Here is a 21,352-nt window from a genome sequence, read left to right as displayed (position 1 = left end):
CCGCCGGGCTCAGGGCCGATCGTGCGTGCCGCCCTCGAAGGTGCCGTCGATGAGCTGCCGGGCGAGCACGCGGAGCTTGACGTTGCGGTTGTTGGAGAGGCGGACGAGGAAGGCGAAGGCCCGCTCACGGTCGAGCTGGTAGCGCTCCATCACCATGCCGACCGCCATGCCGATGTCGGTGCGCGCCTGCAGCGCCTCGCTCAGCTGCTCGACCTGGACGGCGTAGCCGAGCAGCGTGGCGGCGTGGGACGCGAACAGCTCGGCGATCTGCACGGTGGCGCGGTCGAAGGCTCCGGCCGTAGAGGCGTACATGTTCAGACCGGCGTTCTCGCCGTCGTGCAGGAGCTGGACCGCGGCCTGGGCTCCGATGCCCAGCTCGACCGCGCGGGGCGCGTAGCGCGGGTACTGCACGGCCGCGGTCAGGTCGTTGACCAGCACGAACCGGTTGTCGGTGACGGCCTCGTAGCACGGGCCCTCCTGGAACTCGTACTGGAGGCGGTCGGCCCGTTCGGCGAGCGCGGCCGTCGCCGCGAGCGTCTGCATCGACGAGCGATCCCGACGCACGGTGATGCTGACGGCGTCGGCGCCGGGGACGGTGCTGGCGGCGGACGCCGCCAGGTCCTGGAGTGCGGCTTCCCGCGCACTGCGCTCGGGCTCGGCGTCGGCGCTCATGGTCTGCTCCCTCCGCTGAGGGGGGCACGTCAGGTGGTGGGGTCGTCCGGGCGACGGCCGTTCCTGCACGGTACGCACTTCGGCCGGGGGAGGGCTACGCCGACCGCCGCGCGGCGAGCAGCCCGATGGTGCGCTCGACGACGAGGTCGACGACCGCGGGGTGCGGGCCGATGACGTCGGCGACCACGTGGCCGGCCGCCGCGTCGCGGCAGCGGTCGTGGAAGTGGCCCGGCGCCAGCAGGTACGGCGAGACCGCGTCGCCCGGGCGCAGCACGTCGGCCGGACGCTCGCCGAGCCCACCCAGCGTTGCAAGGCGCACCGGGCCACCCCACGCCTGCGCCAGGTGGGTCGTCGCGACGAGGAGGTCGCGCAGGGCGAGCGGATCCTGCGAGCCCGCGGCGACCATCACGACCGGCTGGCGGGGCTGCGCGCCCGCGGCCAGCAGGCGGGAGACCTGGGCGCGCGCGAGCAGCGGGTCCGGTCCCAGCGCCCGGCCCGCGCCGACGTCGTGTCGGACGTGGTGGCCGGTCGAGAGCAGCAGCGGCACCACCACCGAGGGCATCGGCGACGCGGCCACGGTCGAGAGGAGCGGCTCCGCCAGCTCGACGTACGCCGCGACCGCGGGCAGCCCGAGCCGGGCGCCGGCGGCGGCCGTGATCGAGACGGCGACGGCGTTGCCGGCCGGACTGCGGGTGCCGTGGGCGACGGTGACGAGGCGCATCAGGCGACCGCCAGGCGGTAGCCGCGCTTGACCACGGTCTGCACGGCGCGGGTGCCGAGCGCGGCGCGGAGCCGGGCGACCGCCATCTCGACGGCGTGCTCGGAGCCCGCAGTGCCGGAGGGCAGCATCGCCAGCAGCGCCGGGCGGGAGACGACGTTGCCCGGGTTGGCGACGAGCGCGTTGAGCACCGCCGCCGGGGCGGGCGAGAGCCGCACCTCGCTGCCGTCGAGCAGCACCTCCTCGCCGTGCAGCAGCAGCTGGTGGCCGCCGACGAGCTCGATGGTGAGGCCCGAGCGGCGCGACGGCAGCTCGGTCTCGAGCTGCTTGACCATCGCGGCCAGCCGCGACCGGTCCGGATAGATCGTCGGCACCCCCCACAGCTCGAACGCCGCAGCTGTCACCGGCCCCACGCAGGCCGCGACCACGTCGGCCTGGAACGCCCCGACGAGGTCGTCACGCCGGCCCGTCGGGCCAGCGGCGTCCATCAGCGCGGCGACCGCTGGGGCGGAGGTGAAGGTCACCGCGTCGAGCGCCCGGTCGCAGACGAGGTCGACGAGCTTGAACACCGGCTCCGGGTCTCCGGCCGGCTGCACCCGGTAGACCGTGACCGTCGTGACGTGGGCGCCGCGGCGGCGCAGCGCGTGGGCGACCATCGACAGCGACTGGCCGTGCTCCTGCACGACGATCCGCCGGCCCTCGAGAGGACGCCCGCGGAGGTGCTCGAGCACGTCCTCGAAGCACTCCGACTCCGGCGCCCACAGCTCCCGGAGCCCACGACGCCGAAGAGCCCCCACGCTCTTCGGGCCGCGGGCCAGGATCTCGGCGGAGCCGAGCGTCGTCAGCAGGTCGGGCAGCAGGCCCCACCGCTCGGCGGCGTCCAGCCAGGTCCGCATGCCGATCCCGGTGGTCGCCAGGAACATGTCGACCGGCTGGGCGAGCACCTGCTCGGTCGCGGCGCGCAGCTCGGCGTCGTCGACGTGGTTGGGGTCCAGCGAGAGCGCCGGTGCCCACTCCACCGTCGCACCTCGGCGCTCGAGCAGCGTGACCTGCTCGTCGACCTTCCGCGCCGCGGTCACGCCGATGCGGAAGCCGCTCAACGGAAGGTGCTCTGTCACTACGTCTCCTGCGGTGGACCGACCAGGACGACGCCGCCGTCGACCCGGACGTCGTACGTCGGGACCCGGACCGCCGCATCGTCGAGGCACTGCCCGGTGCGCAGGTCGAAGGCCTGCTTGTGCATCGGCGAGGCCACGAACGGCGTGCCGCCGCGGTCCCCCACGATCCCGCGGGCCAGCACCGATGCCCTGGAGAAAGGGTCGTAGTTGGACATCGCGTAGACGTTTCCGTCGTGTGTCCGGAAGATTGCGACCGCGACGCCGTCGACGAGCGCCGCCACGCCGCCCTCGACCTCGATCTGGTCGAGCCGGCAGACCGGGGTCACCGGGGCGCTCCCACGGGGATCGTGGAGCCGAGCACGACGGGACCGTCGACGTCGGCCGGGGCGATCTGCCCGCGCGCGTCGCGGAAGCTGATGTGCGGGTCGGGTACGTCGGGGGCGTTGACGAACGACACGAAGCGGGCCAGCTTCTCGGGGTCGTCGATGGTCGCCCGCCACTCGTCGAAGTAGCCGCCCACGTGCCGCGCCATCGCCGCCTCGAGCTCGGAGCCGAGCCCGAGCGCGTCGTCCACGACGACCTCCCGGACCCGGTCGAGCCCGCCGTCGAGCGCGTCGATCCAGGGTGCGGTGCGCTGCAGCCGGTCGGCCGTGCGGACGTAGTACATGAGGAACCGGTCGAGGTAGCGGACCAGCGTCTCGGTGTCGAGGTCGCCGGCCAGCAGCCGCGCATGGGCGGGGGTGGCGCCGCCGTTGCCGCCGACGTAGAGGTTCCAGCCCTTCTCGGTGGCGATCACGCCGAAGTCCTTGCCGCGCGCCTCGGCGCACTCGCGGGCGCAGCCGCTCACGCCACCCTTGAGCTTGTGCGGCGAGCGCAGCCCCCGGTAGCGCAGCTCGAGGTCGATCGCGAGGCCCACCGAGTCCTGCACGCCGTACCGGCACCACGTCGAGCCGACGCACGACTTCACCGTGCGCAGCGCCTTGCCGTAGGCGTGCCCGGACTCGAAGCCGGCGTCCACGAGCCGGCGCCAGATCGCCGGCAGCTCCTCCATCCGGGCGCCGAAGAGGTCGATGCGCTGCCCGCCGGTGATCTTCGTGTAGAGCCCGAAGTCGCGGGCCACCTCGCCGATCACGATCAGCCCCTCGGGGGTGATCTCGCCGCCGGGGATGCGCGGGACGACGGAGTAGGTGCCGTTGCGCTGGATGTTGGCCAGGTAGGCGTCGTTGGTGTCCTGCAGCGTGCGGGTGCTGCCGTCGAGCACGTGCCCGCCCAGGAGGCTGGCCAGGATCGAGGCGATCGCCGGCTTGCAGACGTCGCAGCCGCGACCGGTGCCGTGCGCCTCGACGACCTGGTCGAAGCTGCGGTACCCGTGGACCGCGACGACGTCGAGGAGCTCCTGCCGGGTGAGCGGGAAGTGCTCGCAGATGCTGCGGTCGACGACCTCGCCCTGGCTGGCGTAGTAGTCCTCGATGATCCTCTTCGTCTGCACCTTGCACGACCCGCAGGTCGAACCCGCCCGGGTCGTGGTGCCCGCGGCGGCCGCCGCGACGATGTCGGCCTTGGTGACGTCGTTGCACGAGCAGACCTGCGCCGCGTCGGGCAGCCCGATGTCGGTGAGACCGCGTCCTGTGGGGAGGATCAGGTCCTCCGGGTTCTCGGGGAGCTCGATGCCGGGGTTGGTCGCCGTGGCGAGCATCGGCCGCAGGATGCCGTACGCCGACGCGTCGCCCACGAGCACGCCGCCGAGGAGCTGCTTGCCGTCCTCGCTGATCACCAGCTTCTTGTAGACGCCCGCGACGGCGTCGGAGTAGACGAGCTCCAGCGCGCCCTCGGTCGTCGCGTGCGCGTCGCCGAAGCTGGCGACGTCGACACCGAGCAGCTTGAGCTTGGTGGACATGTCCGCGCCGGTGAACGTCCCGGCGCCGCCGAGCAGGGTGTCGACGACGACCTCCGCCATCGCGTAGCCGGGAGCGACCAGGCCGTACATCACGCCGCCGGGCGCCGCGCACTCGCCGATCGCGTAGATGTGCTCGTCGCTGGTGCGGCAGTGCTCGTCGACCAGGATGCCGCCCCGCTCGGCGACCGCCAGGTCGGCGCCCCGACCGAGGCCGTCCCGCGGCCGGATGCCGGCCGAGAAGACGACCAGGTCGACGTCGAGCGACTTGCGGTCCTTGAGCGCCATCCCGGTGACCTTGCCCGTGCCGAGGACCGCCTCGGTCATGGCGCCGGTGTGCACGGTCAGGCCCAGCTGCTCGACGTGCCGGCTCAGGGTGCGGCCTCCCGCGGCGTCGACCTGGACGGCCATCAGCCGCGGTGCGAGCTCGACGACGTGGGTCTCCAGGCCCAGCTGCCGCAGTGCGTTGGCCGCTTCGAGGCCGAGGAGCCCGCCGCCCACGACGGCGCCGCTCCTGGCCTTCCTGGCCGCCTTGCGGATCGCCTCGAGGTCCTCGATGGTGCGGTAGACGAAGACGTTGTCGAGGTCCTTGCCCGGCACCGGCGGCACGAAGGGGTAGGCGCCGGTCGCCAGCACCAGCTCGTCGTAGTGCAGGTCCTCGCCGGTGTTGAGCGTGACGATCCGCTGCCGAGGCGAGACCGCCACGACCTCCGCGCCGGTGCGGAGGGTCACCCGCGGGTCGTCGTACCGGCCCGCCGGGAGCAGGCTGAGCGCCTTGGCGCCGACCTCGAAGAACGACGTCAGCGCGACCCGGTCGTACGCCGGCCGCGGCTCCTCGCCCACGACCACCACGTCGTGGGTCTCGGTGAGGCCGCGCTCGATCGCGGCCTGCACGAAGCGGTGGCCGACCATGCCGTGGCCGACGACGACGAGCGTCTTCCTCAGGTGCGGGCTCATACGGGGGCTCCTTCCAGGACGAGCTGGCGGACGGCCGAGGTGCAGCCGCCGCAGCCGGTGGTGGCGCGGGTGGTGTCGCGGGCCTCGTCGACCGAGGCGCAGGCGCGGATCCGGCCGGCGCTGACGCCCGCGCACGCGCAGACCTCCGCGTCGTCCGGGAGGGCGACCGGCGGTGCCGGCCGGTCGTTCGTCAGCAGCTCGCCCGGCTCGTGCCGGCCGAGCACGGTCGCCCGGTCGTAGTGCTGGGTGATCAGGCCGATCCGGGAGAGGTCGCCGACGAGGGTGGCGGCGACGATGACGCCGTCGCGGACGACGAGCTTGCGGTGGGTGCCGGTCACCGGGTTCGAGACTTCGACCACCTGGCCGGCGGCGCGCTCCGGGTCGCCGAGCACGGCCACGTCCAGGTCGGTCGCGCGGAGCCGCGCGACGGTGCGCGCCCCGTCGTACGCCACGTCCTCGCCGCGCAGGTGGCGGGCCAGCAGTCCCGCCTGCTCCCAGGCGGGCGGCACGAACCCGGTCACCTGGTCGCCGTGCTGCGCGCAGTCGCCGATCGCGTGGACGTGCTCGTCGCTCGTGCGGAGGTGGTGGTCGACCACGATGCCGCGGCGCACCTCGAGCCCGGCCCGCCTCGCGAGCGCGGTCGACGGCCGGCCGCCCGCGGTGAGCACGACGAGGTCGGTGTCGAGGGTGCAGCCGTTGTCCAGCACCAGGCCGGCACCGGTGAGCCTGGTGGCGCGGGCGCCCGTGTAGACAGCGGTCCCGAGCCTCGTCAGGTAGCGGGCCAGGATCGCGCCGGCGCGCGCGTCGACCTGGCTGCGCAGCAGGTGCTCCCCACCCTCGACGACCTCGGTCGCGAGCCCGCGGACGGCGAGCGCCCGGGCGACCTGGAGGCCGAGCAGGCCGCCGCCGACGACCACGGCGTTGCGCGCGTGGGGCACGGCGGCGTCGAGACGGCGGCAGTCCTCGAGGGTCCGGAAGGCGTGCACCCGCTCGTCGAGCCGGCCGTCGAGCCGCACCAGCCCGCGGATCGGTGGCAGGGTCGGGATGCTCCCCGTGGCCAGCACCAGCCGGTCGTAGGGCACCCGGCTGCGGTCCGCGAGCTCGACCTCCCGGTCCTCGCGGTGGATCTCCACGACCCGCGCGTCGAGGCGCAGGTCGACGCTGGCCGGCACCGGCATCCGGAGCGCCGCCGGGTCGTGCGTGCCCTCCAGCACCGCCGACAGGAGGATCCGGTTGTACGGCGGGTGCGGCTCGTCGCCGAGCACCGTGACGTCCGACAGCTCCTGGGCGAGCCGCGCGGCCGCCAGGCCCGCACCGACGACGACGGTCCTCACGCCGTCACCGCCGCGGCGCAGACCTTGAACTCCGGCATCCGGCTCGCCGGGTCGAGCGCGTCGTTGGTGAGCCGGTTGGCCCCGACCCAGTGGAACGGCACGAAGACCGTGTCCGGGCGGATCGTGTCGACCACCCGCGCCGGCGCCTTCAGCTCGCCGCGCCGGGTGGCGACGACGACCGGCTCACCGTCCCGCGCGCCGATCCGTCGGGCCAGCATCGGGTGAAGCTCGACGTACGGCCCGGCGTCGGGGAGGTCGGCGATCCGCCGGGTCTGGGCGCCGGACTGGTACTGCGCGAGCACCCGGCCGGTCGTCAGGTGCAGCGGGTACGCCGCGTCGACCGGCTCGGCCGGGCCGCGGTGCTCGACCGCGACGAACCGGGCGCGGCCGTCCTCGTGCGCGAACGACTCCGCGAAGAGGCGCGCGCCGCCCCAGAAGACCCCGTGCTCCTCGCGGATCCGGTCGTAGGTGATCCCGGAGTAGTCGGCCCGCCCGCCGGCGGACGCCCGGCCGAGCTCGGTGAAGACCTCCTCGGGGTCGGCGGAGAAGTCGTGGCCGAGCCGCTCGGCGAGGCCGGCGACGACCTCGAGGTCGGAGCGCACCCCGGCCGGCGGGGCGACGGCCTGCTGCCGCAGGACCACCCGGCCCTCGAGGTTCGTCATCGTGCCGGTCTCCTCGGCCCACTGCGTCACCGGGAGCACGACGTCTGCGAGCGCGGCGGTCTCGCTCATCACCAGGTCGGCCACCACGAGCAGGTCGAGGTCGGCGAGCCGGCCGGCGACGTGCGTCGCGTTGGGCGCCGACACCACGATGTTGGAGCCGAACACCAGCAGTGCCTTCGGGCCGCCGTCGGTGCCGAGCGCGTCGAGCAGCTCGTACGCCGAGCGTCCCGGCCCGGGCAGCGAGTCGGGGTCGACGCCCCAGACACCCGCGACGTGCGCCCGTCCGGCGGGGTCGTCGATCATCCGGTAGCCCGGGAGCTGGTCGGCCTTCTGGCCGTGCTCGCGGCCGCCCTGGCCGTTGCCCTGGCCGGTGAGGCAGCCGTAGCCGGCGTGCGGCCGCCCGGGCATGCCGAGGGCGAGCGCCACGTCGATCCAGGCGAGCACGGTGTCGGTGCCCTGGGCGTGCTGCTCGGCCCCGCGGGCGGTGAGGACCATGACCTTCCCCGCCCCGGCCAGCAGCGTGGCCAGTGCGCGGAGCTCGGCCGCCGGCACGCCGGTCACCCGCTCGACCCGCTCCGGCCACCACGAGGCGACCGCGCGGCGGACGTCGGGCCAGCCGACGGTGCGCGCCGCGACGTACTCCTCGTCGACGGCGCCCATCCCGTCGAGCAGGTGCAGCAGGCCCAGCGCCAGCGGCAGGTCCGTGCCGGGCACCGGCTGGAGGAAGGTGTCCGCCCGCTCGGCGGTCGGGGTGCGCCGCGGGTCGATGACGACGACGTGCCCGCCGTTCTCGCGCAGCCGGTCGAGGTGCCGAGCCGCGGGAGGCATCGTCTCGGCGAGGTTGGAGCCGACCAGGACCAGCACGTCGGTCCGCTCGACGTCCACGAGCGGGAAGGGCAGCCCGCGGTCGATGCCGAACGCCCGATTGGACGCCGACGCCGCCGAGGACATGCACCAGCGACCGTTGTAGTCGATCTGCGAGGTGCCCAGCGCGACGCGGGCGAGCTTGCCGAGCTGGTAGGCCTTCTCGTTGGTCAGGCCGCCGCCGCCGAAGACCGCGACCGCGTCGGCGCCGTACGACGCGCGCAGCTTGCGCAGCCGGGCAGCGACCAGGTCGAGCGCCTCGTCCCACTCCGCCGCCCGCAGCTCACCGGTCGCCCGGTCGCGCACGAGCGGCGTGGTCAGCCGCTCGCGGTGGCCGCGCAACCCGGTGGCGGTCCAGCCCTTGCGGCACAGCGCCCCCTCGTTGACGGGGAACTCCGGCCAGGGCTGCACCTCCAGCGCCCGACCCTCGCGGGCCAGCGTCATGCCGCACTGCAGCGAGCAGTAGGGACAGTGCGTCTTCATCAGACCCCGGCCATCGCCAGCTTCGCGGCACGCGACGGGCGGCGGAGGTAGACCCCGAACGTCACCAGTGCGCAGACGACGTAGAAGCAGGTGAAGACGACGAAGGCGCCCCGGGTCGCCGACAGCGGGTCGTCGACCCACGGCGAGCTGAAGGCCAGCGGGATCAGGAAGCCGCCGAGCGCACCGACGGCGCCGATGACGCCGAGCGCTGCCGAGGACTGCTTCGTCGCGGTCGCCAGGGCCGCCGTGCGCTCCGGCGAGCCCGCCTCGGTCGTGGTCTCGGCCTCGCGGCGCCAGATCGCCGGGATCATCTTGTACGTCGAGCCGTTGCCGATGCCGGTGGCCGCGAAGATCAGCAGGAAGAAGCCGAGGAACCACGGGAACCACGCCTGGTTGTCGGTGGCCACCGCCGGGTCGGCTCCCGGGTTCGGGGTGAGCCGGGTCAGCGTCCACAGCACGCCGAGCGTGAAGACCACCATGGCGGTGAACGCACCGAGCGTGACCCGCGCGCCGCCGTACCTGTCGGCGAGCCAGCCGCCGAAGGGCCGGGTGAGCGACCCGACGGCCGCGCCCAGGAACGCGAAGTAGGCGAAGTAGATGCCGGTGCCGAGCGGCGCCGGCTCGGGCACCCAGAAGTTCAGCTTGATCAGCAGCGGCATCGCCGCGGAGTAGCCGATGAACGAGCCGAACGTCCCGATGTAGAGGAAGGCCATGATCCAGGTGTGCCGCTTGCGCACGACCGCGAGCTGCTCGCGCGGCCTGCCGGTCGCGACGGTCAGGTTGTCCATCCAGAGGTAGGCCGCGACCGCCGCGCAGATCGCCAGCCCGGCGTACACGAACCCGGCGGTCTCGAGGTGGATGCCGCCGGCCGATGCCTGCACCAGCCCGAAGATCCCGGCGCCGCCGACGAGGACGGGCAGCAGCAGCTGGATGATCGCGACCCCGGCGTTGCCGCCCGCGGCGTTGAGCCCGAGCGCGGCGCCCTTCCTGGCGGCCGGGTAGAAGAAGTTGATGTTGGCCATCGAGCTCGCGAAGTTGCCGCCGCCGAAGCCGGCCGTGGCGGCGATCAGGCAGAACACCCAGTACGGCGTGCCGGGGTCCTGCACCGCGACCGCGAACAGCAGCGTCGGGACCAGCAGCAGCGCGGCGCTGATCATCGTCCAGTTGCGCCCGCCGAAGCGCGGCACCGCGAACGTGTAGGGCAGCCGGAGCAGCGACCCCACGAGGTTCGGCAGGGCGACCAGCAGGAAGAGCTGCTGCGGGCTGAAGGAGAAGCCCATCTGCAGCAGGAGCGCCGAGCTGACGCTCCAGATCAGCCACACCGAGAAGCCGAGGTGCTCGGCGAAGATCGACCACACCAGGTTGCGGCGCGCGACCCGACGGCCGCCGCCCTCCCAGAACTCCGGGTCCTCCGGACGCCAGTCGTCGATCCACCTGCCGGTCTGCGTGCTCGTCATGCGCACCAATCTCGGCGGCGCAGGTAACGGCCGGACCAGGTCGTCGTACCGGAGAGGTCAACTTCCCCTCACGACCTCACGACCCTCACGGCCTCACCGCCGTGACCGCTCGTCGCGCGGACCCGACCGCTCACCGACGCCGATCGCCCCGCTCGGCGCGGAACCGGTGCGCACCACTCACTCGGGGTACCGCCAGGTCCTTACCGTGACCGCCATCACATCCCGCGAGAAGGGTGCCGCCCGTGTCCAGTCTCGACCAGTCCCACGACCACGCCCGTGAACACGATCCGTTCTACGACGAGCTCCATGCCACCCCGGAGTTCGCGGAGCTGAGGAGGAAGTTCCGCAGCTTCGTCTTCCCCACCACCGTCGCGTTCCTCGCGTGGTACCTGCTCTACGTCGTGATGAGCAACTGGGCCACCGACTTCATGAGCAAGGAGCTCGTCGGCAACATCAACGTCGCCCTCGTCTTCGGGCTGCTCCAGTTCCTGACGACGTTCGTCATCGCCTGGCTCTACGCCCGGTTCATGAACAGGAACGTCGACCCCCTCGCCCGCGACCTCGAGCGGCGCTACGAGGACCGGACGGGCGGTGCGGCATGAGCAGCGACACCCTCACCACGCTCCTCTTCATCCTGGTCGTCCTGGTCACGGTCGGCATCACCTTCTGGGCCAGCCGGCAGACCAAGGGCGCGGCGGACTTCTACGCCGGCGGCCGCGGCTTCTCCGGCTTCCAGAACGGCATGGCGATCTCGGGCGACTACATGTCGGCCGCGTCGTTCCTCGGCATCTCCGGAGCGATCGCGCTCTTCGGCTACGACGGCTTCCTCTACTCGATCGGCTTCCTCGTCGCCTGGCTCGTAGCCCTGCTGCTGGTCGCCGAGCTGCTGCGCAACTCCGGCCGCTACACGATGGCCGACCAGCTCGCCTACCGGATGCGGCAGCGCCCGGTGCGGACGGCCGCGGCGACGTCGACGGTCGTCGTGTCGATCTTCTACCTGCTCGCCCAGATGGTCGGCGCGGGCGCGCTCGTCGCGCTGCTGCTCGGCGCGGACTCCGACGCCGCGAAGAACCTGACGATCGTGATCGTCGGCCTCCTCATGGTCTTCTACGTCACGGTCGGCGGCATGAAGGGCACCACCTGGGTGCAGATCGTCAAGGCCGTGCTGCTGATGGGCGGCACGATCCTGATCACGATCCTGGTGCTGGCGAAGTTCGACTTCAACTTCTCCGAGCTCCTCGGCGCCGCGGCGTCCAACACCGGCAAGGGCGACGCGTTCCTCCAGCCCGGCCTCAAGTACGGCATCGACACGACGTCGAAGATCGACTTCCTGAGCCTCGGCCTCGCGCTCGTGCTCGGCACGGCGGGCCTGCCGCACATCCTGATCCGCTTCTACACGGTGCCGACCGCGAAGGCGGCGCGCACCTCGGTGCTGTGGGCGATCGGCCTGATCGGCGCGTTCTACCTGATGACCCTGGCCCTCGGCTTCGGCGCCGCGGCGCTCCTCGACACGGGCCCGGAGAGCGAGGTCGCTCTCTCGGGCGGCAACCTGGCCTCTCCGCTCCTGGCCGAGGCGGTCGGCGGTGGCGACGGCACGACGGGCGGCGCGGTGCTGCTCGCGCTGATCTCGGCGGTGGCGTTCGCGACCATCCTCGCGGTGGTCGCCGGGCTGACGCTGACCTCGGCGTCGTCGGTCGCGCACGACCTCTACGCGACGGTGTTCCGCCGCGGCCAGGCCAGCGAGCGGGACGAGGTGCGGGTCGCCAAGATCGCGGCGTTCGTCATCGGCGGCATCGCCATCCTGCTGGCGATCCCCGCGCAGAAGCTCAACATCGCGTTCCTGGTCGCGCTCGCCTTCGCCGTGGCGGCGTCGGCGAACCTGCCGTCGCTGATCTACAACCTCTTCTGGCGGCGGTTCAACACCCGCGGTGCGGTGTGGGCGATCTACGGCGGCCTGATCGCGAGCGTGGGCCTGGTGTTCTTCTCACCGGTCGTCTCGGGCTCGCCGACCGCGCTCTTCACCGACCACGACTGGTCCTGGTTCCCGCTCAGCAACCCCGGCATCATCTCGATCCCGGTGGGCTTCTTCCTGGGCTGGCTCGGCACGGTCACGTCGAACGAGCCGGACACGGCGGAGCGCTACACCGAGCTCGAGGTCCGCGCCCTGACGGGTGCCGGCGCCGAGAAGGCCGTCATCCACTGACCCCTACCCGACCGGTACCCGCCACGTCCTAGTGTGGCGGGTACCACTACGTCTGCAGGAGAGATCGTGACCGAAGAGACCCTGTCCAACCTGCTCAAGGAGGACCGGCGGTTCGAGCCGCCCGCCGAGATCGCGGAGCACGCGAACCTCACCGCCGAGGCCTACGACCGGGCGGCCGCGGACCCCGAGGCGTTCTGGGCCGAGCAGGCCGGGCGTCTGGACTGGACCCAGCAGTGGGACCAGGTGCTCGACTGGTCGAACCCGCCGTTCGCGAAGTGGTTCGTGGGCGGCCGGCTCAACGCGGCGTACAACTGCGTCGACCGGCACGTCGAGGCCGGTCGCGGCGACAAGGTGGCGCTGCACTGGGTGGGCGAGCCCGAGGGCGACACCCGCGACCTCACCTACGCGCAGCTCCAGGACGAGGTCTGCCAGGCCGCCAACGCGCTCACCGAGCTCGGCGTCACCGCCGGCGACCGGGTCGCGATCTACCTGCCGATGATCCCCGAGGCCGTCGTCGCGATGCTGGCCTGCGCGCGCATCGGGGCCCCCCACACGGTCGTGTTCGGCGGCTTCTCCTCCGAGGCGCTCGCCTCCCGGCTCGTCGACTGCCAGGCGAAGGTGATCGTCACCTCCGACGGCGGCTACCGCCGCGGCTCGGCCGCCGCGCTGAAGCCCGCGGTCGACGAGGCGCGCGAGAAGAGCTCCGCCCAGGGGCACGACGTCGAGAAGGTGCTCGTCGTCCGGCGCACCGGCCAGGACCTGGGCGAGGGGGGCTGGGACGACGCCGTCGACGTCTGGTGGCACGACGCGGTCGCCGGCGCCTCGACCGAGCACACGCCGGAGTCCTTCGACTCCGAGCACCCGCTCTACGTCATGTACACCTCCGGCACGACCGGCAAGCCGAAGGGCATCCTGCACACCACGGGCGGCTACCTGACCGGCACGTCGTACACGCACTGGGCGGTCTTCGACCTCAAGCCCGAGACCGACGTCTACTGGTGCTCGGCCGACATCGGCTGGGTCACCGGGCACTCCTACATGGTCTACGGCCCGCTCGCGAACGGCGTCACGCAGGTGATGTACGAGGGCGTCCCCGACAGCCCGGAGCGCGGCCGCTGGTGGAAGATCATCCAGGACTACAAGGTCACGATCTTCTACACGGCCCCCACCGCGATCCGCTCGTTCATGAAGCAGGGCCGCGAGATCCCCGACCGCTACGACATGTCGAGCCTGCGGATCCTCGGCTCGGTCGGTGAGCCGATCAACCCCGAGGCCTACGTCTGGTACCGCCACGTCATCGGCGGCGACCGCACCCCGGTCGTCGACACCTGGTGGCAGACCGAGACCGGGATGATCATGATCAGCCCGCTGCCGGGCGTCACGCACGGCAAGCCCGGCTCGGCGATGACGCCGATCCCCGGTGTCGCGGCGGAGGTCGTCAACGAGGCCGGGGAGCCGGTGGCCAACGGCTCCGGCGGCTACCTCGTGCTCACCCAGCCGTGGCCGTCGATGCTGCGCACGATCTGGGGCGACGACGAGCGCTTCAAGGACACCTACTGGTCGCGCTTCCGCAACGAGGGCTTCTACTTCGCCGGCGACGGCGCCAAGAAGGACGACGACGGCGACATCTGGGTGCTCGGCCGGGTCGACGACGTCATGAACGTCTCCGGCCACCGCTTGTCGACCACCGAGATCGAGTCCGCCCTGGTCTCCCACCCCAAGGTCGCGGAGGCCGCGGTCGTCGGCGCCAAGGACGAGGACACCGGGCAGGCCGTGTGCGCGTTCGTGATCCTGCGCGAGGAGGCGGGCGACGGCGGCGACGACATCGTCGCCGAGCTGCGCCAGCACGTGCGCAAGGAGATCGGCCCGATCGCCACCCCGCGGCAGATCATGGTCGTGCCGGAGCTGCCCAAGACCCGGTCCGGCAAGATCATGCGCCGCCTGCTGCGCGACGTGGCCGAGCACCGCGAGGTCGGCGACGTCACCACGTTGGCCGACTCCTCGGTCATGGACCTGATCTCGCAGGGCCTCACCGGAACCGCCGAGGACTGACCACCGAGAGTCGGCGCCGTCCTCGCCCGGGTCAGGGGAGGACGGCGCCGACTCGGCCTTTGTAGGGTGGACACAGGTGTGCCGGGAAGTCTGGTCGGCGGTCCCGCAGCCGACCTCCGGAGGACACCGATGAGCGACCAACCCCAGGGCAGCCGCCTCTTCTCGCGCGGCTCGTGGCTCGAGACCTCCCGCACCGCGGAGGTGCTGCGCGCGGAGACCACCGGCGGCCTCTTGCTCATCGTCGCCGCCGTCGTGGCGCTGGTCTGGGCGAACAGCCCGTGGCACGCGTCGTACGCCGACCTGCGCGACCTCGTGGTCGGACCCGAGGCGCTGCACCTCGACCTGTCGCTGGGCGCCTGGGCGGCCGACGGGCTGCTGGCGATCTTCTTCTTCGTCGCCGGCCTGGAGCTCAAGCGGGAGTTCGTCGCCGGCGACCTGCGCGACCCGCGCCGGGCCGTGCTGCCGGTCGTCGCCGCGGTGGCCGGGATGGTGGTGCCGGCCCTCGTCTACGTGGCGATCAACCTCGGCAGCGACGACCTGGTCGGCTGGGCGATCCCCACGGCGACCGACATCGCGTTCGCGCTCGCGATCCTCGCGGTCATCAACACCCACCTCCCGAGCGGGCTCCGCACGTTCCTGCTGGCGCTCGCGGTCGTCGACGACCTGCTCGCGATCACCGTGATCGCGGTGTTCTACACCGACGACCTCCACCTGCTCTGGCTGGCCGCGGCGGCCGTCCCGATCGCCGCGTTCGCGGCGCTCGCCCGCCGCGACCACGGCGCCTGGCTGCTCGTCCCCCTGGGCTTGGTCGCCTGGACGTTCGTGCACAGCTCCGGGGTGCACGCCACCGTGGCGGGCGTGCTGCTGGGCTTCATGATCCCCGTGCGCCGCGCCCACGCCGTCGAGCACGTCGTGCGGCCGATCTCGGCGGGCGTGGCCGTGCCGCTCTTCGCGTTCTTCTCCGCCGGCGTGTACGTCGGCGGGCTCGACGGCCTGATCGAGGCCGAGACCGACCCCATCGCGGTGGGCATCGTGGTCGGCCTGGTCCTCGGCAAGACGGTCGGCATCACCGGGGCCACCTGGCTGCTGGCGCGCTTCACCCGGGCCGACCTGGACGACGACCTGGCCTGGGCCGACGTCCTGGGCATGTCCATGCTCGCCGGCGTCGGGTTCACGGTGTCGCTGCTCATCAGCGAGCTGGCGTTCGGGGCCGGCACGACCGCGGAGGAGCACGCCAAGGTCGGCGTCCTGACCGGCTCGCTGCTCGCAGCACTCCTCGCCGCAGTCGTGCTGCGGTCGCGCAACCGCGCCTACCGCCGGATCTGCGAGCTCGAGGAGCGTGACGACGACGGCGACGGGATACCCGACGTCTTCCAGCGCGGTGACGGCACCCGCTGATCCGGCACCGATCGCTTCTGTAGGGTGACGCGCATGGTGAGCAACGAGGTCCAGGACACCCAGAACCCCCAGGGCGATCCCACCATCGGCCGACTCGTCCACGACGCCAGCCGGGACATCTCCACGCTCATCCAGAAGGAGATCCAGCTCGCCAAGTCCGAGCTGAAGGTGAGCGTGCAGGCCGGGGGCGCCGGCATCGGCCTGTTCGCGGGGGCGGCGTTCATCGTCGTGCTCGCGATCATCATGCTCTCGGTGTCGATCGCCTACTTCATCCACTGGGCGGGCCTCGGCCTGCAGTGGGCGTTCCTGATCGTCTTCGTCGCCTACATGGGCATCGCCGCCCTGCTCGGCTACCTCGGCCTCAGGAAGATCAAGAAGGTCAGGGCCCCGGAGCGCGCGATCGAGCAGGGGCGCGAGATCCCGAAGGCGCTCAAGGGCCAGGCCAGCTGACCGTCAGCCAGCACAGCCGCCGGTGCTGACCTCGCTGGCGCTGCTGATCCCCGCGCTGGCGGCGTCGGACACCTGCCCGGCCGTGAGGGCGTAGCCGGTGTCGCGGTCGTTGACCGAGGCCGCGAACACCACGCCGACCACGTCGCCGCGGCCCGACACGAGCGGCCCACCCGAGTTGCCGGGGCGGATCAGCCCGCGGATCGAGTAGACGTCGCGGATCACGGTGCCGTTGCCGTAGATGTCCGGCGACCGCAGGCGCTGCTGGGCCCGGATCCGCGCCGGCTGCACGTCGTAGGGCCCGTCCTCGGGGTAGCCGAGCACGGCGACCCCGGTGCCGGCGCCCGCGGTGCGGTCGAAGTCGAGCGTCGGGGAGTCGCCGCTGTCGTAGGCGAGCACGGCGACGTCGATGTCGGGGTTGTAGTAGACGACGTCGGCCGGCAGCGTCGTGTCGCCGAGGTCCACCTCGGGGTCGTCGACGCCCGCGACGACGTGGGCGTTGGTCATCAGCCGGTTGGTGGCGTAGAGGAACGCCGAGCCCTCGACCCCGCGCCCGCAGTCGTTGGTGCCCCGGATCTTCACCACGCTCGTCGCCGCCTGCTCCACCTGCGGGTCGCTCAGCAGCCGACGCGGGCCCGGCCCGACCTCGACGATGCGCTCGGGCGCGAACGGCTCGAGGTAGCGGGGGAAGAAGCTGGTGCCGACCACGTTGTTGAAGGCCTGCAGGGCACCGTTGGCGCTCTCCGGCAGCAGCTCGTCGACCTCGCCGAGCACGGTCGAGTCGCGCACGAGCGGCGTGATCGACCCGATCCGCGAGCCGGAGATCGCCACGCCGAGCGCCCAGGCGACGAGCAGCACGGCGACGGCGCTCAGGGCGGCGCCGCCGACGGCGTCGACCGCGCGGATCGGCTGCCAGGTGATCTTGTCGCGGATCCGCGACCCGACGAACTGGAAGAGGGCCTGACCGAGCGACGCCGAGAGGATCACGATGAACAGCGCGCCGAGCGAGACCATCAAGGAGGGGTTGGCGTCGCCGAGCGCGGTCGGGGCCAGCCAGATGCCGAACAGGCCGCCGAGCAGCAGCCCGACGGTCGCGAAGGCACCGGTGATGAAGCCCTGCCAGTAGCCGGAGAGCGCGTAGGCGACCACCAGGACCACCAGCAGCCAGTCGAGGAGGTTCACCGGTCACTCCCGCGTCGCTGGTCGTCGTCGATGTCCAGCAAGTCTGACCCCCGGCGCCGCTCCTGTCCCGCGAACATGTAGTCGGGCAGGTCGCGTACCCGGCTCTCGTCCCAGGGCTGCGACCAGCCGAGGAAGTCGAGCATCCGGGCGATGATGCCGCCGGTGAAGCCCCACAGGATGACGTCGTGCTGCGGTCCGATCAGGAACCCCGGGCTGCGGTAGTCGCCGATCGGCATCCGGACCGTGATCCGGTGCGTCGGGTCGACCAGCTCCGCGATCGGGACGTGGTGGATGGCGTGCACCTCGGCACGGCTCACCACGGTGACCTCGGCGGGCTCGTGCCACCAGCCGAGGACGGGGGTGACGGCGAAGTTGCTCGGCGGCAGCCAGAGCTCGGGGAGCCGTCCGAAGACGGTGACCGACTCCGGGTCGAGGCCGACCTCCTCCTCGGCCTCGCGCAACGCCGCCTCGACCACGTCCTCGCCCTCGTCGAGCGACCCGCCCGGGAACGAGACCTGGCCCGGGTGCGAGCGCATGTCGTGGGCCCGCTCGGTGAGCAGCAGCTCCCCGCCGCTGGGCCCCTCGCCGAAGAGCATCAGCACCGCACCGCGGCGGGCGTCGCCACCGGGCGGCGGGACGAACCTCGTCAGGTCCGCTGCCTGGATCTCCTGGGCCGCCCGCTCGACCGGGCGCAGCCACTCGGGCAGCCCGGGGGCGCTCACAGCTCGACCCCGAGGTGCTCCTCGGCCAGGTCGACGAGCTCCTCGGTGCTGTCGATCCCGCCGGGCACGACGGTCGCCGTGCCGTCGGCGTCGACGAAGACGAACGTCGGCGGGTTCACCGCCGCCGGGAACGGGCCCTTCGCGCGCAGGTCGCCCTGCGGGTCGGCGAGCAGGGGGTAGGTGACCTTCGACTTCTGCGCGAGCTCGAGCGCCGGGCCGGTCTGCGGGTCGAGGTAGTCGATCCCCAGCACCGGCACCCGGTCGCCGTACCGCTGGTAGAACTCGGCGACCGCCGGCATCTCCGCCCGGCACGGGCCGCACCAGGCCGCCCAGATGTTGAGGACGAGCGGCCCGCGCAGCGCCCCGAGGTCGACGTCCTCGCCGCCGCCGAGGCAGGGCAGCGTGACCGCGGGGAGGCCGCCGTCGACCGGCTCGCCGGTCGCCGGCGCGCACGCCTCGATGCCGGCCGCGGCCTTCAGCTCCCGCAGCTCGGGGGTGTCGACGTCGATCCGCGCGCGACCGGGCGCGGGCACCTCGTCGTCCGAGCAGCCGGCCAGGAGACCGGACAGGAGCAGCACGGCCGCGGCGAGCGCGGCCTGCGAGCGTCGCGTCATGCTCTGCCCTCGGTCTTGACCAGCTTGGCCGCGGTGGCCGGGTCGGTCGGACCCTCGCCGTACGACGGGCACCACCGGGCGACGGGGCACGCGCCGCAGGCGGGGTTGCGCGCGTGGCAGCGCCGGCGGCCGTGCCAGATGAGGTGGTGGCTGAGCATCGTCCAGTCCCGCTTGGGGAAGAGCTCGCCGATCGCGTGCTCGACCTTGACCGGGTCGGTCTCGTCGGTCCAGCCGAACCGGCGCACCAGCCGTCCGAAGTGGGTGTCGACGGTGATGCCGGGGATCCCGAACGCGTTGCCCAGCACGACGTTGGCGGTCTTGCGGCCGACGCCGGGCAGCTTGACGAGGTCGTCGAGCCGCGGCGGCACCTCACCACCGTGGTCCTCGACGAGCGCGGCGCTCAGCTTGAGCAGCGACTCGGTCTTGGCGCGGAAGAAGCCCAGCGGGCCGATGATGCCCTCGAGCGTCGCGCGGTCGGCCGCTGCCATCGACTTCGCGTCGGGGTAGGCGGCGAAGAGCGTCGGACGGACGGCGTTGACCCGCTTGTCGGTGGTCTGCGCGCTGAGCACGGTGACGACGAGCAGCTGGAACGGGTCGTCGAAGTCGAGCTCGCAGCGAGCGTCGGGGTAGGTCTCGGCGAGGGCGCGGTCGATCTTGCGGGCACGCCGGACCAGGCTCGTGCGGGTCTCCCCGGCGCTCTCCACCTCGGACACGCGCCCAGCGTAAGGCCGGGCGGCGACACTGCCCGATTCGGTGCGCCGCGGCCGCGGCCGGCGACTTGCGGGACACCGGTGCTGCCTGTGACGTTTCCCACTGGTTAGGATCGAGCCCTCGACCCGTGCGTTCGCGGGCCGGCTACGAGGAGGATCCGTGGACAACGACGTACTGCGTCAGGCTCCGCTGTTCAGCGCGCTCGACGACGAGGCCGCGACTGCGCTGCGCGCGTCGATGACCGAGAGCAAGCTGCGGCGTGGCGAGGTGCTGTTCCACGAGGGTGACTCCGGGGACAAGCTCTACATCGTGCTCGACGGCAAGGTGAAGCTCGGCCGCACGTCCTCCGACGGCCGCGAGAACCTCCTCGCGATCCTCGGGCCCGGCCAGATGTTCGGCGAGCTCTCGCTCTTCGACCCGGGCCCGCGCTCGGCGACCGTGACCGCCGTGACCGACGCGGCCTTCGCGTCGCTGTCCCACGAGGACCTGCTGCGCTGGCTCGAGGGCCGCCCGGTCGTCGCCCGCGGCCTGCTCACCCAGCTCGCCGGTCGGCTGCGCAAGGCCAACGACGTCGTCGCCGACCTGGTCTTCTCCGACGTGCCAGGCCGGGTCGCCAAGGCGCTCCTCGACCTCGCCGACCGCTTCGGCCGCACCGCCGACGACGGCGTGCACGTCCACCACGACCTCACCCAGGAGGAGCTGGCCCAGCTGGTCGGCGCCTCCCGCGAGACGGTCAACAAGGCGCTCGCCGACTTCGCGTCCCGCGGCTGGCTGCGGCTCGAGCCGCGCTCGGTCGTGATCATGGACGTCGAGCGCCTCGCCCGGCGCGCCCGCTGACCGTCGAATCGAGAGTCCTGACGCTCGAGTCGAGGTTTGTGACGCTCGAGTCGAGACTCCTGGTCACCACCGCCGGTTGGTGTACGTCGGGTCGAGCGCTGCCCGGAGCTCGCGGAGCCACCGGTCGAGCGCCTCGCCGCTGAAGTCGCCCTCGTGAAGGACGATCACCGTCCACCCGTGGTCGCGCAGCCAGCCCCGACGCTCCTCGTCGTACGCCTGCCGGCCGGCATGCGCCTCGGCGCCGTCGTACTCGACGCACACGCGACGCCGACGATAGGCGAGATCCAGGCGATAGGTCGGCACGCCACCGATCTCGACCCAGACCTGCGGCTCCGGCAGCGGCAGGCCGGCGTCGACGATCGCCAGCAGGACCCACGCCTCGCGGTGTGACTCGAGCCGCGGGTCGACACTGCCCACCAGCTCCCGCAGCTGCACCACCCCTCGTCGGCGGCGGTACCTGCCGAGGGTCCGCTCGTACTCCGTCGCAGAGATCCCGTGGAGCCGGGCCATCATGACGAGCACGCCGAACGCCTCGCGACGCCGCAGGCAGCACCCGAGATCGAGGGCCGTGCGCAACGGAGTGGTCACTCGGACACCGCCCAGCATCATGACGTCCTCGGGACGCAGGTCCCGCGTGCGGCCGTCCACCCCCTCGACCTTCGTCGGGGCGTGCCAGCGAAGCGCACATACCTCCACCGCCGGTACGCCGTCGTGCTCGGCGTACACGTGCGCGTCGACACCGTGGAGCCAGGCGGCAGTCCGGTCGGTGACGACCTGGTGGGGTCGAACGGCCTTGGCGACCGATGCGATCCGCAGGTCGAGGGTGTCGTCGAGGTGCGCCGGCACGAACACACCGCGCACCACCGGACGGACCTCGGCGGCACGGAGCGCACGGCGCAAGCGCGAGGGCGGGATGCCGAGCACGTCGAGCTCACCACGTGTGAACGGTTGTCCGGGCCACTGGATCCCCATGACCCCACCCTGGGCGGACCAACGGAGCCGATCAGAGCGTCGCGGCGCGCCTGTG

Annotated in this window: 19 protein-coding genes; 6 read left to right on the top strand and 13 right to left on the bottom strand. The window is 72.6% G+C overall.

The genetic code is table 11. The features are described 5' to 3' along the window. Window positions 1-9: 9 nt before the first annotated feature. From HZF07_RS16895 to HZF07_RS16860, 8 genes are all read right to left on the bottom strand, one after another. Window positions 10-672, bottom strand: a complete 663-nt coding sequence (locus HZF07_RS16895) for a GAF and ANTAR domain-containing protein (RefSeq protein WP_157343225.1) — start codon at window positions 670-672, stop codon at window positions 10-12. A 94-nt stretch (window positions 673-766) separates the two neighbouring features. Further along, window positions 767-1,393, bottom strand: coding sequence for a sirohydrochlorin chelatase (locus HZF07_RS16890; protein ID WP_157343219.1), 627 nt, complete (start codon window positions 1,391-1,393; stop codon window positions 767-769). After that, window positions 1,393-2,508, bottom strand: coding sequence for a uroporphyrinogen-III synthase (locus HZF07_RS16885; protein WP_181645302.1), 1,116 nt, complete (start codon window positions 2,506-2,508; stop codon window positions 1,393-1,395). Before HZF07_RS16885 ends, HZF07_RS16890 begins: the two co-directional genes overlap by 1 nt. Continuing rightward, window positions 2,508-2,834 carry a nitrite reductase small subunit NirD gene (gene nirD / locus HZF07_RS16880; RefSeq protein ID WP_181645301.1) on the bottom strand — a complete coding sequence of 109 codons (327 nt, stop codon included), beginning with the start codon at window positions 2,832-2,834 and terminating at the stop codon, window positions 2,508-2,510. Before nirD ends, HZF07_RS16885 begins: the two co-directional genes overlap by 1 nt. Then, window positions 2,831-5,359 carry a nitrite reductase large subunit NirB gene (nirB, locus tag HZF07_RS16875; protein ID WP_198346412.1) on the bottom strand — a complete coding sequence of 843 codons (2,529 nt, stop codon included), beginning with the start codon at window positions 5,357-5,359 and terminating at the stop codon, window positions 2,831-2,833. Before nirB ends, nirD begins: the two co-directional genes overlap by 4 nt. Then, window positions 5,356-6,693 carry an FAD-dependent oxidoreductase gene (locus tag HZF07_RS16870; protein WP_181645300.1) on the bottom strand — a complete coding sequence of 446 codons (1,338 nt, stop codon included), beginning with the start codon at window positions 6,691-6,693 and terminating at the stop codon, window positions 5,356-5,358. The genes nirB and HZF07_RS16870 overlap by 4 nt, the downstream gene beginning before the upstream one ends. Next, window positions 6,690-8,702, bottom strand: coding sequence for a molybdopterin oxidoreductase family protein (locus HZF07_RS16865; protein WP_181645299.1), 2,013 nt, complete (start codon window positions 8,700-8,702; stop codon window positions 6,690-6,692). Before HZF07_RS16865 ends, HZF07_RS16870 begins: the two co-directional genes overlap by 4 nt. Then, the gene (locus tag HZF07_RS16860; protein ID WP_157343212.1) at window positions 8,702-10,159 is read right to left on the bottom strand and encodes an MFS transporter; all 1,458 of its coding nucleotides are present in this window, start codon (window positions 10,157-10,159) and stop codon (window positions 8,702-8,704) included. The genes HZF07_RS16865 and HZF07_RS16860 overlap by 1 nt, the downstream gene beginning before the upstream one ends. A gap of 242 nt (window positions 10,160-10,401) precedes the next feature. Here HZF07_RS16860 and HZF07_RS16855 point away from each other — a divergent pair, with 242 nt between their 5' ends. From HZF07_RS16855 to HZF07_RS16835, 5 genes are all read left to right on the top strand, one after another. Beyond that, window positions 10,402-10,761 carry a DUF485 domain-containing protein gene (locus tag HZF07_RS16855; RefSeq protein ID WP_181645298.1) on the top strand — a complete coding sequence of 120 codons (360 nt, stop codon included), beginning with the start codon at window positions 10,402-10,404 and terminating at the stop codon, window positions 10,759-10,761. After that, entirely contained in the window at window positions 10,758-12,362 is a 1,605-nt protein-coding gene (locus HZF07_RS16850; RefSeq protein ID WP_157343209.1) for a solute symporter family protein, read from the top strand. The genes HZF07_RS16855 and HZF07_RS16850 overlap by 4 nt, the downstream gene beginning before the upstream one ends. Before the next feature lie 66 nt (window positions 12,363-12,428). Continuing rightward, window positions 12,429-14,414: an acetate--CoA ligase gene (gene acs / locus HZF07_RS16845; RefSeq protein WP_181645297.1), complete on the top strand. Its 1,986-nt coding sequence runs from the start codon at window positions 12,429-12,431 to the stop codon at window positions 14,412-14,414. 129 nt (window positions 14,415-14,543) lie between these two features. Continuing rightward, window positions 14,544-15,812 (top strand): Na+/H+ antiporter NhaA, encoded by a 1,269-nt coding sequence (gene nhaA, locus HZF07_RS16840; protein ID WP_157343207.1) that lies wholly within the window; start codon window positions 14,544-14,546, stop codon window positions 15,810-15,812. A gap of 33 nt (window positions 15,813-15,845) precedes the next feature. Further along, on the top strand, window positions 15,846-16,262 hold the full coding sequence (locus HZF07_RS16835) for a phage holin family protein (protein ID WP_157343204.1): 417 nt from the start codon (window positions 15,846-15,848) through the stop codon (window positions 16,260-16,262). A gap of 3 nt (window positions 16,263-16,265) precedes the next feature. On the opposite strand, the gene HZF07_RS16830 is transcribed toward HZF07_RS16835, so the two are convergent. From HZF07_RS16830 to nth, 4 genes are read right to left on the bottom strand one after another with little or no spacing between them, the layout of a single operon-like run. Continuing rightward, window positions 16,266-17,441 (bottom strand): MarP family serine protease, encoded by a 1,176-nt coding sequence (locus HZF07_RS16830; RefSeq protein WP_181645296.1) that lies wholly within the window; start codon window positions 17,439-17,441, stop codon window positions 16,266-16,268. Beyond that, a complete protein-coding gene (locus tag HZF07_RS16825; protein WP_181645295.1) occupies window positions 17,438-18,163 on the bottom strand; it encodes an NUDIX hydrolase in 726 nt (241 codons plus the stop codon). The genes HZF07_RS16830 and HZF07_RS16825 overlap by 4 nt, the downstream gene beginning before the upstream one ends. Beyond that, entirely contained in the window at window positions 18,160-18,777 is a 618-nt protein-coding gene (locus HZF07_RS16820; RefSeq protein WP_157343202.1) for a TlpA family protein disulfide reductase, read from the bottom strand. Before HZF07_RS16820 ends, HZF07_RS16825 begins: the two co-directional genes overlap by 4 nt. Continuing rightward, complete coding sequence (gene nth / locus HZF07_RS16815; RefSeq protein ID WP_181645294.1) at window positions 18,774-19,490, bottom strand: endonuclease III; 717 nt, start codon at window positions 19,488-19,490, stop codon at window positions 18,774-18,776. The genes HZF07_RS16820 and nth overlap by 4 nt, the downstream gene beginning before the upstream one ends. A gap of 157 nt (window positions 19,491-19,647) precedes the next feature. Here nth and HZF07_RS16810 point away from each other — a divergent pair, with 157 nt between their 5' ends. Continuing rightward, on the top strand, window positions 19,648-20,325 hold the full coding sequence (locus HZF07_RS16810) for a Crp/Fnr family transcriptional regulator (RefSeq protein WP_181645293.1): 678 nt from the start codon (window positions 19,648-19,650) through the stop codon (window positions 20,323-20,325). A 63-nt stretch (window positions 20,326-20,388) separates the two neighbouring features. Here the strand turns inward: HZF07_RS16810 and HZF07_RS16805 are convergent, their stop codons facing one another. Next, entirely contained in the window at window positions 20,389-21,297 is a 909-nt protein-coding gene (locus HZF07_RS16805; RefSeq protein ID WP_157343200.1) for a DUF559 domain-containing protein, read from the bottom strand. Window positions 21,298-21,352: the final 55 nt, after the last annotated feature.

It is taken from the genome of Nocardioides agri (assembly GCF_013778305.1).
GTDB lineage: Bacteria > Actinomycetota > Actinomycetes > Propionibacteriales > Nocardioidaceae > Nocardioides > Nocardioides agri.
Note: the sequence above shows the minus strand (reverse complement) of the source record. Positions and strands in the feature narration are given on the sequence as shown.